The 13,280-nt window shown below is 69.5% G+C and carries 10 protein-coding genes; 8 read left to right on the forward strand and 2 right to left on the reverse strand.

Going from position 1 to position 13,280, the window contains the following annotated elements; translation table 11 throughout:
• Window positions 1-3 precede the first annotated feature (3 nt).
• A complete protein-coding gene (locus J8M50_RS30985; RefSeq protein WP_010350598.1) occupies window positions 4-3,591 on the reverse strand; it encodes an NB-ARC domain-containing protein in 3,588 nt (1,195 codons plus the stop codon).
• A gap of 148 nt (window positions 3,592-3,739) precedes the next feature.
• Between J8M50_RS30985 and J8M50_RS30990 the strand changes: the two genes are divergently transcribed.
• Window positions 3,740-4,372 carry a ScbR family autoregulator-binding transcription factor gene (locus J8M50_RS30990; RefSeq protein ID WP_040835299.1) on the forward strand — a complete coding sequence of 211 codons (633 nt, stop codon included), beginning with the start codon at window positions 3,740-3,742 and terminating at the stop codon, window positions 4,370-4,372.
• 7 nt (window positions 4,373-4,379) lie between these two features.
• Here the strand turns inward: J8M50_RS30990 and J8M50_RS30995 are convergent, their stop codons facing one another.
• Window positions 4,380-5,015, reverse strand: a complete 636-nt coding sequence (locus J8M50_RS30995; protein WP_010350596.1) for a TetR family transcriptional regulator — start codon at window positions 5,013-5,015, stop codon at window positions 4,380-4,382.
• A gap of 239 nt (window positions 5,016-5,254) precedes the next feature.
• Here J8M50_RS30995 and J8M50_RS31000 point away from each other — a divergent pair, with 239 nt between their 5' ends.
• From J8M50_RS31000 to aroC, 7 genes are all read left to right on the forward strand, one after another.
• Window positions 5,255-5,920 carry an AfsR/SARP family transcriptional regulator gene (locus tag J8M50_RS31000; protein WP_141655527.1) on the forward strand — a complete coding sequence of 222 codons (666 nt, stop codon included), beginning with the start codon at window positions 5,255-5,257 and terminating at the stop codon, window positions 5,918-5,920.
• Window positions 5,921-6,345: 425 nt separating this feature from the next.
• On the forward strand, window positions 6,346-7,500 hold the full coding sequence (locus J8M50_RS31005) for a 3-deoxy-7-phosphoheptulonate synthase (RefSeq protein WP_010350594.1): 1,155 nt from the start codon (window positions 6,346-6,348) through the stop codon (window positions 7,498-7,500).
• Window positions 7,501-7,517: 17 nt separating this feature from the next.
• Window positions 7,518-8,288 (forward strand): 2,3-dihydro-2,3-dihydroxybenzoate dehydrogenase, encoded by a 771-nt coding sequence (locus tag J8M50_RS31010; protein ID WP_029183395.1) that lies wholly within the window; start codon window positions 7,518-7,520, stop codon window positions 8,286-8,288.
• Window positions 8,289-8,381: 93 nt separating this feature from the next.
• Window positions 8,382-9,005, forward strand: a complete 624-nt coding sequence (locus J8M50_RS31015) for an isochorismatase family protein (protein WP_010350592.1) — start codon at window positions 8,382-8,384, stop codon at window positions 9,003-9,005.
• Window positions 9,002-10,888: an anthranilate synthase family protein gene (locus J8M50_RS31020; RefSeq protein ID WP_040835298.1), complete on the forward strand. Its 1,887-nt coding sequence runs from the start codon at window positions 9,002-9,004 to the stop codon at window positions 10,886-10,888. Before J8M50_RS31015 ends, J8M50_RS31020 begins: the two co-directional genes overlap by 4 nt.
• A gap of 641 nt (window positions 10,889-11,529) precedes the next feature.
• A complete protein-coding gene (locus tag J8M50_RS31025; RefSeq protein ID WP_050987116.1) occupies window positions 11,530-12,066 on the forward strand; it encodes a shikimate kinase in 537 nt (178 codons plus the stop codon).
• Window positions 12,035-13,210: a chorismate synthase gene (gene aroC / locus J8M50_RS31030; RefSeq protein ID WP_010350588.1), complete on the forward strand. Its 1,176-nt coding sequence runs from the start codon at window positions 12,035-12,037 to the stop codon at window positions 13,208-13,210. Before J8M50_RS31025 ends, aroC begins: the two co-directional genes overlap by 32 nt.
• Window positions 13,211-13,280: the final 70 nt, after the last annotated feature.

A 13,280-nucleotide genomic window follows, 5' to 3' on the forward strand; every position in this document is an offset into this window, starting at 1 on the left:
GGCTCACCCGTCCTGGGCACTGATGGCCAGGGCTGCGGAGGAGACGAGTACCTGAGCGAAGTCGGCGACCGCCGTGCTGTCCAGGCCTGCGAGAACTTCGGCGAGCCGACCCTCCCAGTCGGGACGGAAGACGTAGGCGAGCAGGTACTCCTCCCGGTGCGTGGCCGGGCTGATGCCGAGCAGGGAGTCCAGTCCTGGCGCGGGGAAAACCACGGGGCCCCGGAGGACTTTCCGTTCCGCGGCATCGGGAGCGAACTGGCTCTGGCCGAGCAGCAGAGCGGGATCCACGAGCCGTCCGGCTCCTTCGCACCAGATCGTGACGTGTCCGCGGATCTCCCCGGTCGGCGCGGCCAGCGGAGGGGACTGCCAGTCCGGCAGGTCGAGGGGGGTGCCGTCGGGGTGGATCATCTGCAAGGTCGTGGGGATCAATCGGCATGTCGTACCGAGGGATCGCAGGGCGACCGCGAAGGCCAGGGTGAGGAAGGCGGGAGAAGGCGCGGGCTGTCCGCTCAAGTGGTACGAGGACGCCCCCAGCAGGCCGTACAACGAGCGTGCCTCTGCCGGAGCGTTCCGGGCCAGGGCCACGGACATGCGCCAGGGGAACTCCGAGACCGGGTACGGCCCGCTGCCTGCCGACGGCGCCAGTCGGATGTGGGGAGGTCCGTCCGCACTTGCGGTTTCGGAGGGCTCGTCGTCGGAGTCCTGCGCGAGCAGCTCAAGGAACTGGCGTGCGTTGACCGCGAGGGGCACGTGCTCCTCTCCTGCCTCCTCGAACAGATCCAGGGCCTTCCGCATGAGGGTGCGATGCAGATCCGGTTCTTCGACCGGGTGCCCCAGGAGGTGCCGGGTCCAGGCGAGAATCGCGCGTCGGTGCACAAGGGTGGCCAATATGCCCGGTCCGGCCTCTGTGTGTGCTCTGAGCAATGCCTCGGCCTGGTCGATCAAGGACTCGGCAGCCCGCAGGATCCAGGTGTCGGTGGAGACCCCCTTCTCGTGCTGGTGATCGCTGCCGACCATCAGGGCATGGGCCACCTCCACCAAGTCGTCCGCATGAGTGCGTACGAGGGCGACGGCTGCGAGCTCCGAAGGCCGAGGGATACGAGCGGTGATGGCGAGGGCCTCTTCCAGGCAGCCTGTGGATGCCTTCACGATGGCATCCAGGAAGCGCAGTTTGACGCTCCTCTCAGCTTCCTCCGGGGCGACCCTCCTGGCGTGGTCGATGGCCATGGCCGCGTCTCCCCAGTTCTGGATCCACACGAGCACCTGCACTTGATCCAGCCGGAACCCCAGAGCGGTCGAAGGGAGGACGATTTCGTGTCGTAGGACTGTTTCGAGCCTGGCGTTGGCGCGGGCGATGTCGGCGAAGCGATCCGTCGCCACAGCCGCGCGCATCTCTGCGGAGTGGGCCAGGAGAAGGTGCTCCACATGGCCGGCCGTGAGTTCGTCCGCTCCCTCCAACAACTGCCAGGCGGTCCGCGCGGCTTCCATCGCCTCATTGAACCGGCACTGATTCAGGAGACTTTGAGCCAGAGTGGCTGTTGTCGCGCCCCGCCGGTACACAGGATCGTCGATCGCGGTGTCACTGGCGTGGTCCAGGAACTCCAGGGCCTCGCGTAGGAGCCTTTCACTGCGTGTCAGATCCCCCTGGACGTTCGAGATCGCACCCGCGACATTGGCCAACAGCGCGACGGTGTCGGAGTCTGCGTGACCGCTTCCGAGCACGTGGTGCGCCACGTGGACCGAGTGTTCGATCAGCGTGGCGGCCTCGGCCCATGCGCTCTGCTTCTGGCATTCGACCAGTTGCTTCACCAACTCGTGCTGGAAACGTCCTTGCATCATGTGGACGGCCTCGCTGTCCAACAGCGTGCGGACGATCTCCTGGACAATGCGACGGATCGCCAGCATCCCGTCACGGGAATCGACCAGCGAGAACCTGCGCAGTTCCGCCACCGCGCCGTAGACCGCTGTTCCGGTAGGTAGGCCGAGCGTCGCGAGATGCAGCGGGATGGAGTCCGGTGCCAGCAGGCAGCAGCGAACGAGCAACTCGGCGGCAAGGCGTCGTTCCGAACCTTCGGGCGAGCGTAGAGACTGGGCGATCACCTTTTCCACGCTGAGCGTGACCGTCGCGGTCAGTGTCATTCCCTCCCGGTAGTCGAGCGGTACGAAACCGTCGTCGTCGAACAACCGGGCACCGCAGTTGGCGAGTTCTGCCAGGTAGACGGGGACTGGACAATGCGTCGCGGCGATGTAGCCGATGGCCTGGGCGATGCCGAGCGGGATTCCCTCCACAGCGTCGACCAGCGCGGAGACTTCGGAACTGGTGACGTTCGGCAGGCGTTCACCTGCCCAAACCGTGGCCTCCTCGGTTGTCATCCTCTCTACGACTAGGCCGCCTTCTGATGCGGCCCATGCCGAGTCGCGGGTGGTGATCAGGACGTGCGCGCCTTCGTATGCGGGAAGGAGCGCACGCAGCTGTCCACGGTCCGCGACGTTGTCGTAGACGAGGAGCAGGCGTGTACCGAGGTGTGTAAGACGGCATGCGACCTGGGCGAGGATCTCCACTTCAGTGGCCGGTTCGGCCTCCTGCCGGTCTTCCCCCAGCATTCGCCGGTACGCGGCGAGTACGTCCTCACGTGTGTCCGACGGGATCCACCAGACGAAGTTGTACCGATTCCGGTGCTGGTGGATATAAAGCCGGGCGAGGCTCGATTTACCGATGCCGCCGAGTCCGGATACCACCACAGTGACAGATCCTGTACCCGGTTCCCCCTCGAACCGCTTGTGCAGGGCGGTCAGTTCCTGGTTCCGGCCACGTGCGCCGCTAGTGGAAGGGACGCTGCGGAACAAGGCGTGGCTCGGTCTCGGCCACATATCCGTACGGGTCCCGAATGCCGTCCGGCGTCCGTGGAGCAGCCTTGGAAGTTCATCGAGCCGGATCGTACGTCGTGGGAGCCGACGGTCCCCGGACCGCTGGAAGAGTTCTACGAACAGCGCATTGACAGTGCTGTCCACCTCTGTGGCCATGGAGGCAGGGGACCGCTGCAACAACTCCATACGCGCTTCGTGGAGAATCTGTTCCGACGAACCAATCCGAGTAGCGATTTCCAGCCGCCGCAGGAGCGCGTGATCCTCGGTGGTGAGCGGGACCGGCATGCGAAGACTCGTGCACTCCGCGAGCCACCGGTCCGGATCCGGCTCGCTCCGGGCACGTGTCGCCGCGTCCCGCACCGCCGCACCGGTCTTGTCCACCGGAGCGTCCGAGAGGAACCGCAAGATCGCGGTGCCGTCCGGGTCGGCTTCTCCCCAGCGGCGGGTGAGCCTGATCAGCTCCCGGCCGGACCACGATCCTGGCTCGATCCGGGTCTTCGCCTGGGCCAGCAGGAGCGGCTGCCCCTGCGCGTCGCGCACCTCGAAGTCGATGGCCTCGTCGGCACCTTCCACGCGGAAGGTGTCGGCCTCCGGGAAATGTTCGGGGGCACAGATCAGCTGCAGAAGCGCACATGCGGTCTGGAAGCCCATGCCCCGAGCCGTGTCGGTCCCACCCATGCCGTACCCCCCCTCGATACCGAACGGATCCAGCGTGCCGGACACTACTGACAATCCCGGGCGCACGTGTCGGCGTCCGGGCACCGTGGAGCGGATCAACTCAAGCCGAACGAAGCGATGTTGGGGCCCAAGGTTCGGGGATACGATCATTTCGGGTGAATGTGTTTCTCCGGGGGAGCCCGTGGAGGGCGTGATGGTGACACGGACGTTGAAGCAGCGGCGGGCCGAGGTGACGCGTACGGCGTTGATCCGGGCCGCTGCGGAGATGTTCGGGCAGGTGGGGTTCGAGCGGGCGACCGTCAAAGGGATCGCCGAGCGGGCCGGGCTGACGCTCGGGGCCGTTTACTTCCACTTCCGGAACAAGGAGCATCTCGCGCGCGAGATCGTCGTGTCGCAGGCCCTGTTCGTCGTGCCGCCGCACCCTTCCGAGGGCTTGCAGCACGTCGTCGACCTCACGCTGATGTGGGCCTGCCGGATGCTGTCCGACCCGCTGCTCCAGGCCGGCGCGCGGCTCGTGATGGACCAGGAGAACTTCGTCGCGCCCGAGCAGAACTCGCACCGCCAGTGGGCGGACGTCCTCGTCGAGCACCTGCGCGCCGCCCGCGCCCGCCGCGAACTGAGCCCCGGCGTCGACGTGGAGGAGCTGGCCCGCGTCCTCGTCAACGCCTGCACCGGCGCCCAGATCCACTCCCGCATCGAGACCGAGTACCAGGACCTGCCGGACCGCGTGGAGGCGATCTGGCGCTGCCTGCTGCCGGGGATCGCGACACCGGCGACGGCGGCACGGATCGAGTACGGCGCGGGGCGCGCGGGCGAGGTGGGGTGACCCGCTGTCACCTGTTCCTGACGGGTACCCCCGTGGGATGCGCCCCCTCCGTCAACGGCCCGCTGTCCAGCACCAGTTGCAGAATCCGCGACACGTCCTCCGTGGAACCCCCGCACCCCTGCTCGTCCGCCTCGGGATGGTACGCGCGCTGCCGTGCGCAGGTCTCCGAGCCGGCGATCAGGTGTGCGGCGAGGGCCGTGAGCGTCGACGGGTCGGCGCCGGGCGGGAGTTCGGCGGGGCAGACCGAGGCGAGGCGGTCGCGCAGGGCCGGCTGCCAGGCGGAGTACCAGTTCGGCGGCGTCCACAGGAGCTCGCGGGTGAGGCGGGCGGCGGCCCGTACGGTGGGGTCGTGGTCCAGGAGCCCGGTGAGCGCGAGAGTGAAGGACGCGAGCCAGTCCATGGACGACGCCGGGTGCGCGGGCAGCCCCGTGAGGGCGGCCCGCGTCGTGCTGACCCCCTGCTCGCCGACCGTCCTCGCCAGGTCCTCCTTGGACGCGAAGTGGAAGGTGAGCGCACCGAGCGAGGTGTCCGCGGCCTGCGCGACCCGGGCGAGGGAGGCGCCCTCGTAGCCGTCCCGGTCGAAGACCTCGGCCGCCGCGGCCACCAGAGTCCACCGCGTCCGAACGGCCCTCTGCTGCCTCATGCCGCCCCTCCCTGAACACACACCACCAACAGGACAAACAGCCAGTAAAACAAAATCCTCACTAACTCTAGGCAGCTGCTCCGACGCGGTGTCAGGTTCGGGGAGTTGTCCCGAAAACAAAAAAGCCATTATTCTTTCGTGCGGTCGAGATCTAGAATCCGGCCGAGACTTGTGGCGAATCGCTTGGGGGCAGCGTGGACATCAAGGTACTCGGAACGTTCTCGGTCAAAGTGGACGGCATGCCCGTCCTCCCGGCCGCCCGGCTGACCCGCCAGACGCTGGCGCTCCTCGCCGCCTACCCCGGCCAACTCGTGCCCACCGCGGTGCTCGCCGAGGAAGTCGCCCCCCAAGAGCCGCCCGGCACCGGCAGGTTGGTCGTCCAGACAGCCGCACGGGAGCTGCGCGAGCGGTTCGCCGAGGCGCTGCGCGGCGGCCGGCGCGGAGAGGACCTGCTCTCCGAACTCCCGGGCGGATACCGGCTGGAGACCGGCGCGGGCACCCTCGACACCTGGGACTTCGACCGGTACGCGGGCGCCGGCTACCGCGCGATGGAAGCGGGCGACGCGGAGAGCGCGGCCCGCAGACTGCGCCAGGCCCTCGCCCTGTGGTCCGGCGAGGCGTTCAGCGGCGTGGAGGCGGGCCCACGGCTCCAGTTGAGGATCGACGACCTGGAACGCTCCCGCAGGCGCGCCGTCGACCAGTGGATCGAGGCCGAGCTGCGCGCGGGCCGCGACCGTCAGCTCATCACCGAACTCGTCGCCGTCATCGCCCGGTTGAGGCTGCGCGAGCCGCTCTACGAGCGCCTCCTGGAGAAGCTCCACCCGGGCAACACCTCCCAGACCGCTCTCACCGCGTACTGGCAGCTCCGGCGCGAACACCCGGCCCCGACCGTCGCGGGGGCGTGACGAAGGACGACGCGACAAAGAATGACCGGCATATCCGGATAAAGAAATACGGCACGCAAATAGACCGGGCAGCGGTGGGCCGCCACGGATTTCGGCCGAGCCGCCGCCCGGAGAGCCGGTTTCACGCCACAGGGATTCAGTCCCTCATCCACCCCGCCGCGCCACCGGCCGCGCCTCACTCTACGGACGCCGCACCCCCCGGCAAGAAATGCGCGGGAACAATGTCAAGTCCTCGACCTGATGGACTCCGCCGCACCTGACGTACTGCTCACAGGCCCGTTGGCCGGGGCTCGGCAGCGGCCCAAGAATCCTGGCGAGCCGTCACCCGCATCCCGCGCCGCGCCCCGCGCCGCCGGTTTCCTCCGAGCGCGCCACGGCTCGCCCCGCACCGCAGGCCGTGACCCCTCAGCTCTACGGAGACCCCAGTGGACAACACCCTGCTCGACATCCGGCTGAAACCAGCGCGGCAGCAGCCGGCATGGGACGACCTGGAGCAACTGGAGCGCGTACGCGACGAGTTGGTCCGGCGCCCCGCACTGGTCACGGGAGCGGACGTACGGGCCCTGCGCGCCGCCCTCGCCGAGGTCGCCGCCGGGAACGCCCTGGTCGTCCAGGCCGGCGACTGCGCCGAGGACCCCGACGAGTGCACGGCCGCCCACGTCGCCCGCAAGGCCGCCGTCCTCGACCTCCTCGCGGGCACCGTCAAGATGACCGCGCACCGTCCCGTCGTCCGTATCGGACGCATCGCCGGGCAGTTCGCCAAGCCCCGCTCCCACGACACCGAGACCGTGGACGGCGTCGAACTCCCCGTGTTCCGGGGGCACATGGTCAACTCGCCCGAGTTCGACAAGGACGGCCGGCGGCCCGATCCGCTGCGGCTGCTCACCGGGTACATGGCCGCCGCCGAGATCATGGAGCACCTCGGGCGGCGCGGCGGCATCGAACCGCCCGTGTGGACCAGCCACGAGGCGCTCCTCCTCGACTACGAGATCCCCATGCTGCGCCGCGACCGCGAAGGACGGCTTCTGCTCGCCTCCACCCACATGCCGTGGATCGGCGAACGCACCCGGCAGGTCGACGGCGCGCACGTCGCGCTGCTCGCCGAGGTCGTCAACCCGGTCGCCTGCAAGGTCGGACCCAAGATGAGCGTTCCCGAACTCCTCGCGCTCTGCGAGAAGTTGGACCCCGAGCGCGAACCCGGACGGCTCACGCTGATCGCCCGGATGGGCGCCGGTACGGTCGCCGGCGCGCTGCCCGCGCTGGTTGCCGCCGTACGCTCCGCCGGGCATCCCGTCAGCTGGCTCACCGACCCCATGCACGGCAACACCGTCACCACCGCCGACGGCGTCAAGACACGGCACACCGCGACCGTCGAGCGCGAGATCGTCGCGTTCCAGGAGGCCGTGCGCTCCGCCGGGGGCGTCGCGGGCGGGCTCCACCTGGAGACCACCCCGGACGACGTCGTCGAGTGCGTCGCCGACTCCGGTTGCGCGACCGGGCGTTACACCTCCCACTGCGACCCCCGGCTCAACCCCGGCCAAGCGGTGGCGGTCGCCTCCGCGTGGCACCCTGCGAAGTGAGGAACTCCATGGACGGCATGGCGAACAGGACCGCGCTCGTGACGGGTGCGGCGGGCGGTATCGGTACGGCGATCGTCCACGCGCTCGCGTCCGCGGGGGCGCGGGTCGCGGCGGTCGACCGGGATGTGCGGGAGCTGCTCGAAGTCACCACCAAGCTCTCCACCGGGGGGCTCGACATCGCGCCGCTGCCCGCCGACATCACCGACGAGGACGCGGTACGACGTGTCGTCGACGAGACCGAACAGCGGCTCGGGGGCATCGACTTCCTCGTCAACGCGGCCGGGATACTGCGGCTCGGCACTGTTCGGGGGTTCCGTACGCAGGACTGGGCCGATACCTTCGCCGTCAACGCGACCGGGGTGTTCCATATGACCCGGGCCGTCGTCGACCGGATGATTCCTCGGCGGAGCGGGGCGATTGTCACTGTCGCGTCCAATGCCGCGCGTACGCCGCGTAGTGAGATGGCCGCGTATGCCGCGTCCAAGGCCGCTGCCGCGCAGTTCACCAAGTCGCTCGGGGTGGAGGTGGCTCGGTATGGGATTCGGTGCAATGTCGTGGCGCCGGGGTCTACCGATACGCCGATGCTGAGTTCTATGTGGGCCGATGAGAGTGGGCGGCAGAAGACCATTGACGGGTCGCCGGATGCGTTCAAGTTGGGGATTCCGTTGGGGAAGATTGCTCGGCCGGAGGATGTGGCTGCTGCGGTGTGTTTTTTGTTGTCGGACGAGGCTTCGCATATCACGTTGCATGATCTGACGGTTGACGGAGGGGCGACGTTGGGGGCTTAGGTCGTTGCCGACTGCTGCGCCATCGTGGCTGGTCGCGCAGTTCCCCGCGCCCCTTTAGGTGCGTCAACTGAGCCCCTGTCGAAAGGGAACCCCATGTCTGGTCTGCCTTTTATCCCGCCTTATCCCATGCCCACCGCCGATTCTCTTCCGCCTCGCGTTCCCTCGTGGCGCGTTGATCCTGCGCGGGCCGTTCTGCTGCTTCATGATCTTCAGCGGTATTTTCTTCGGCCCTTTCCCGAAGGGCTTCGCTCCCAACTCATCGGTAATGCCGCCGCGTTGACCTCCTGGGCTCGGGGTGCCTCCGTGCCCGTTGCCTATACCGCTCAGCCCGGCGGTATGACTCCCCAACAGCGCGGGCTGCTCAAGGACTTCTGGGGGCCCGGGATGCGTGTTGATCCCGTTGATCGGGAAGTTGTTGAGCCCGTTGCTCCTCGCGATGGGGACTGGCTGCTCACCAAGTGGCGGTACAGCGCCTTCTTCAACACCAATCTGTTGCAGCGGATGCGCGATGCCGGGCGGGATCAGTTGGTCGTGTGTGGGGTTTACGCGCACGTCGGCGTGCTGGCTACCTGCGTGGAGTCGTACACGCACGACATCGAGACGTTCCTCGTCGCCGACGCCGTCGCGGACTTCGGGGAGGGCGATCACCGGATGGCTCTGGAGTACGCGGCCCGCTGCTGTGCGGTCGTACTGCCGACGAAGGAGGTTCTGGGATGACAACTGATGCTCTGCAAAGGGTGCTTGAGGGAAACGCGGGGCCGTTCGCCGTGTTGTTCCGGCCGGAGACCGCCGGGCCGCGTTCACTGGACGTGCTGCTCGGGGAGGTTCAACTCCCTTCCACGCTCGGTGAGATACCCCTTTCCGGTGACGACGATCGCGGGCCCGGCGCCGAAGTGCTCGTCCTCATCCCCTACCGGCAAGTCGCCGAGCGGGGGTTCGAGAGTCACGACGACGGTGCGCCGCTCATCGCGATGAGCGTCACCGAACAGGAGACCCTGCCGCTCGCCGAGGCGCTCGCGCGGATCCCGGACGCCGGGATCGAGCTGACGGGGGGTCATTTCGACGTCGGGGACGAGGAGTACGCCGAGATCGTGCGGCGCGTCGTCGCGGACGAGATCGGCACCGGTGAGGGCGCCAACTTCGTGATCAAGCGGTCGTTCACGGCCGACATCACCGGGTACGGCGTCCACTCCGCGCTGACGTTCTTCCGCCGCCTCGTCGAGCGGGAGACCGGGGCGTACTGGACGTTCGTCGTGCACACCGGGGAGCGTACGTTCGTCGGCGCGACGCCCGAGCGGCACGTCAGCCTGCACGACGGTACCGCCGTCATGAACCCGATCAGCGGGACGTACCGCTACCCCGAGTCCGGGCCGACCCTGCCCGGCGTCCTCGACTTCCTCGCCGACCGCAAGGAGGCCGACGAGCTGTACATGGTCGTCGACGAGGAACTCAAGATGATGGCCCGGATCTGCGTGGACGGCGGGCGAGTTGTCGGGCCGTACCTCAAGGAGATGGCTCGGCTCGCGCACACCGAGTACTTCATCGAGGGGCGCTGCGAGCGCGATCCGCGCGAGATCCTGCGCGAGACGCTCTTCGCGCCGACCGTCACGGGCAGCCCGCTGGAGAGCGCGTGCCGGGTGATCGCCCGTCATGAGCCGCGCGGGCGGGGGTACTACAGCGGGGTCGCCGCGCTGATCGGGCGCGACGAGCGGGGAGTTCGCACGATGGACTCCGCAATTCTCATCCGTACGGCCGACATTGACGCCGGCGGCCGGGTTCGCATCGGCGTCGGTGCCACGCTCGTACGGCACTCCGACCCCCTCGCCGAGGTCGCCGAGACCCGGGCCAAGGCGGCCGGGCTGGTCGCGGCGCTGGAGGCGGGCGGGCCGACGCGGTTCACCTCGCATCCCGAGGTGCGGGCGGCGCTGGAGCAACGGAACCTCTCCGTCGCCGACTTCTGGCTCGCGGACGGCGCCGCGCAGGTCGGTTCGCGGCCCCGGCTCGCGGGGCAGCGGGTGCTCGTCGTCGACGCGGAGGACACGTTCACGTCGATGATCGAGAAGCAACTCAAGGCGCTGGAGCTGGAGGTGACGGTCCGTCGGTTCGACGAGCCGTACGTCTTCGACGAGTTCGACCTCGTCGTGATGGGCCCGGGGCCCGGTGACCCCCAGGACACCGGGCATGTGAAGATCGCCCACCTCGACGCGGCGGTGAGCTGTCTGCTGCGGGAGCGGAGACCGTTCCTCGCGGTGTGTCTGAGCCACCAAGTCCTCGCCCGGCGGCTGGGGTTGGACGTGGTCCGGCGTGACGTGCCCAACCAGGGCGTGCAGAGGGAGATCGACCTGTTCGGGGTGTCCGAGCGCGTCGGCTTCTACAACACGTTCTCGGCACGGGCGGACCGGGACCGGCTGACTCTCCCCGACGGTACGGAGGTCGAGGTCAGCCGCGATCCCGCGACGGGGGAGGTACACGCGCTGCGGTCGGGGCGGTTCGCGTCGATGCAGTTCCACGCGGAGTCGCTGTTGACGGTGGACGGGCCCCGGATCACGGCGGGGCTGCTCGACGCGTTGGTGGCGGGGCTGCCGGCGCTGGCGTCGTGAGGGGCGGGGCCGATTCCCGGGCGGGGCAGGTGAGTTGGCCCGCCGGTGAGGCTGGGGGGCGGGCCATCGGTGCCCCTGGCCCCGGCTGGCATCTCGCCGGTCCTGGCTGGCATCTCGCCGGTCCTGGCTCGCATCTCGCCGGTCCCGGCCCGCACGTCGCCGGTCCCGGGCGGGCCGATTCCCGGGCCGGGCAGGTGAGTTGGCCCGCCGGTGAGGCTGGGCGGCGGGCCATCGGCGCCCCCGGCCCCGACCGGCATCTCGCCGGCCCCGGCTGGCATCTTGCCGGTCCTGGCCCGCAGGTCACCGGTCCCGGGCGGGCCGATTCCCGGGCGGGGCAGGCGGGTTGGCCCGCCGGTGAGGCTGGGGGGCGGGCCATCGGCGACCCTGGCCCCGACCGGTATCTCGCCGGTCCTGGCCCGCAGGTCACCGGTCCCGGGCGGGCCGATTCCCGGGCGGGGCAGGTGAGTTGGCCCGCCGGTGAGGCTGGGCGGCGGGCCATCGGTGCCCCCGGCCCCGGCTGGCATCTCGCCGGCCCAGGACTGCACGTCGCCGGTCCTGGCTCGGACCTCACCGGCCTCGTCGCGCATCTCACCGGCCCCGACCCGCACCCCACCGACCCCGTCGCCGTCCTCGTCGGCCCCATGGGCGTCGGCAAGTCCACCGTCGGTCGGCTCCTCGCCGTCCGTCTCGGCACCGGGTTCCGGGACACCGACGGCGACATCGTCACCGCCGAGGGCCGCACCATCGCCGAGATCTTCGCGGTCGACGGTGAACCCGCCTTCCGTGCCGCCGAGAAGCGGGCGGTCGTCCGGGCGCTGAACGGGCACGGCGGGGTCCTCGCCCTTGGCGGCGGGGCCGTCCTCGACCCCGGTACGCGTGCTCTGCTCGCCGGACGCCGGGTGCTGTACCTGACGATGGGTGCCGCCGAGGCGGCCCGGCGACTGGACCTCGGCGCCGGGCGCCCCCTGCTCGCCGCCAACCCCCTCGACAAGTGGCGGGAGTTGATGGCCGCACGCCGCCATCTGTACGAGGAGGTCGCCACGGCGATCGTCGCCACGGACCGGCGCACCCCGGACGAGGTGACCGAAGCGGCCCTGGACGCGCTGGAGTTGAAGACCGCCACAACCCCCTTTCGAGGAGCCCCCCTTGACCAGACTCCGCTGGCTCACCGCAGGTGAATCCCACGGCCCCGCCCTAGTCGCCACCCTCGAAGGTCTCCCCGCCGGAGTCCCCATCACCACCGCCGAGGTCGCCGACCACCTTGCCCGGCGGCGGCTCGGGTACGGCCGGGGCGCCCGGATGAAGTTCGAGCAGGACGAGGTCACCTTCCTCGGCGGCGTCCGGCACGGCCTCACCCTCGGTTCCCCGGTGGCCGTCATGATCGGCAACACCGAGTGGCCCAAGTGGGAGAAGGTGATGGCCGCCGACCCCGTGGACCCCGCCGAGCTCAACGGCGTACAGCGCAACGCCCCGTTGACCCGCCCGCGCCCGGGCCACGCGGACCTCGCCGGGATGCAGAAGTACGGATTCACGGAAGCCAGGCCGGTGTTGGAGCGCGCGTCGGCGAGGGAGACGGCGGCCCGTGTGGCGCTGGGCGCGGTCGCGCGGGCGTATCTCCGGGAGACGGCCGGCGTGCAGATCGTCAGCCACGTCGTCCAACTGGCGGGCGCGCAGGCGCCGTACGGAGTCCTCCCCACCCCGTCCGACGTACAGAGACTCGACGCGGACCCGGTGCGCTGTCTCGACGCCGACGCCTCGAAGGCGATGGTCGCCGAGATCGACCAGGCCCACAAGGACGGGGACACGCTCGGCGGGGTCGTCGAGGTGCTGGCGTACGGCGTGCCGGTCGGGCTCGGGTCGCACGTGCACTGGGACCGGCGGCTCGATGCCCGAATTGCCGCCGCCCTCATGGGAATTCAGGCGATCAAGGGCGTAGAGGTGGGCGACGGCTTCGCGTTGGCGGGCGTCCCGGGTTCACAGGCACACGACGAGATCGTGCGCGGGCCGGACGGCGTACGGCGGGCGAGCGGGCGCGCGGGCGGGACCGAGGGTGGGCTGTCCACCGGTGAACTCCTGCGCGTGCGCGCCGCGATGAAGCCGATTGCGACGGTCCCGCGCGCGCTGCGGACCGTCGACATGGCGACCGGCGAACCCGCCGTCGCCCACCACCAGCGTTCCGACGTCTGCGCGGTACCGGCCGCCGGGATCGTCGCCGAGGCGATGCTCGCGCTCGTCCTCGCGGACGCGGTCGCGGAGAAGTTCGGAGGCGACAGTGTTGTGGAGATTCAGCGGAACATTCGTGGATATCTGGAAACCCTTTAACCGACCGCGCCCCGTTTTTCCGTAGAGCTGAATCTGTTTTCCGTAGGGCTGAATCTTCATCAAGTACCCT

The organism is Streptomyces acidiscabies (genome assembly GCF_020010905.1).
Classification (GTDB): Bacteria; Actinomycetota; Actinomycetes; order Streptomycetales; family Streptomycetaceae; genus Streptomyces; species Streptomyces acidiscabies.

Coding starts and splice junctions, on each gene's coding strand:
- J8M50_RS30990 (WP_040835299.1), top strand. CDS start 3,740: ATGGTGACACGGACGTTGAAGCAGCGGCGGGCCGAGGTGACGCGTACG.
- J8M50_RS30995 (WP_010350596.1), bottom strand. CDS start 5,015: ATGAGGCAGCAGAGGGCCGTTCGGACGCGGTGGACTCTGGTGGCCGCG.
- J8M50_RS31000 (WP_141655527.1), top strand. CDS start 5,255: ATGCCCGTCCTCCCGGCCGCCCGGCTGACCCGCCAGACGCTGGCGCTC.
- J8M50_RS31010 (WP_029183395.1), top strand. CDS start 7,518: ATGGCGAACAGGACCGCGCTCGTGACGGGTGCGGCGGGCGGTATCGGT.
- J8M50_RS31015 (WP_010350592.1), top strand. CDS start 8,382: ATGTCTGGTCTGCCTTTTATCCCGCCTTATCCCATGCCCACCGCCGAT.
- J8M50_RS31020 (WP_040835298.1), top strand. CDS start 9,002: ATGACAACTGATGCTCTGCAAAGGGTGCTTGAGGGAAACGCGGGGCCG.
- J8M50_RS31025 (WP_050987116.1), top strand. CDS start 11,530: ATGGGCGTCGGCAAGTCCACCGTCGGTCGGCTCCTCGCCGTCCGTCTC.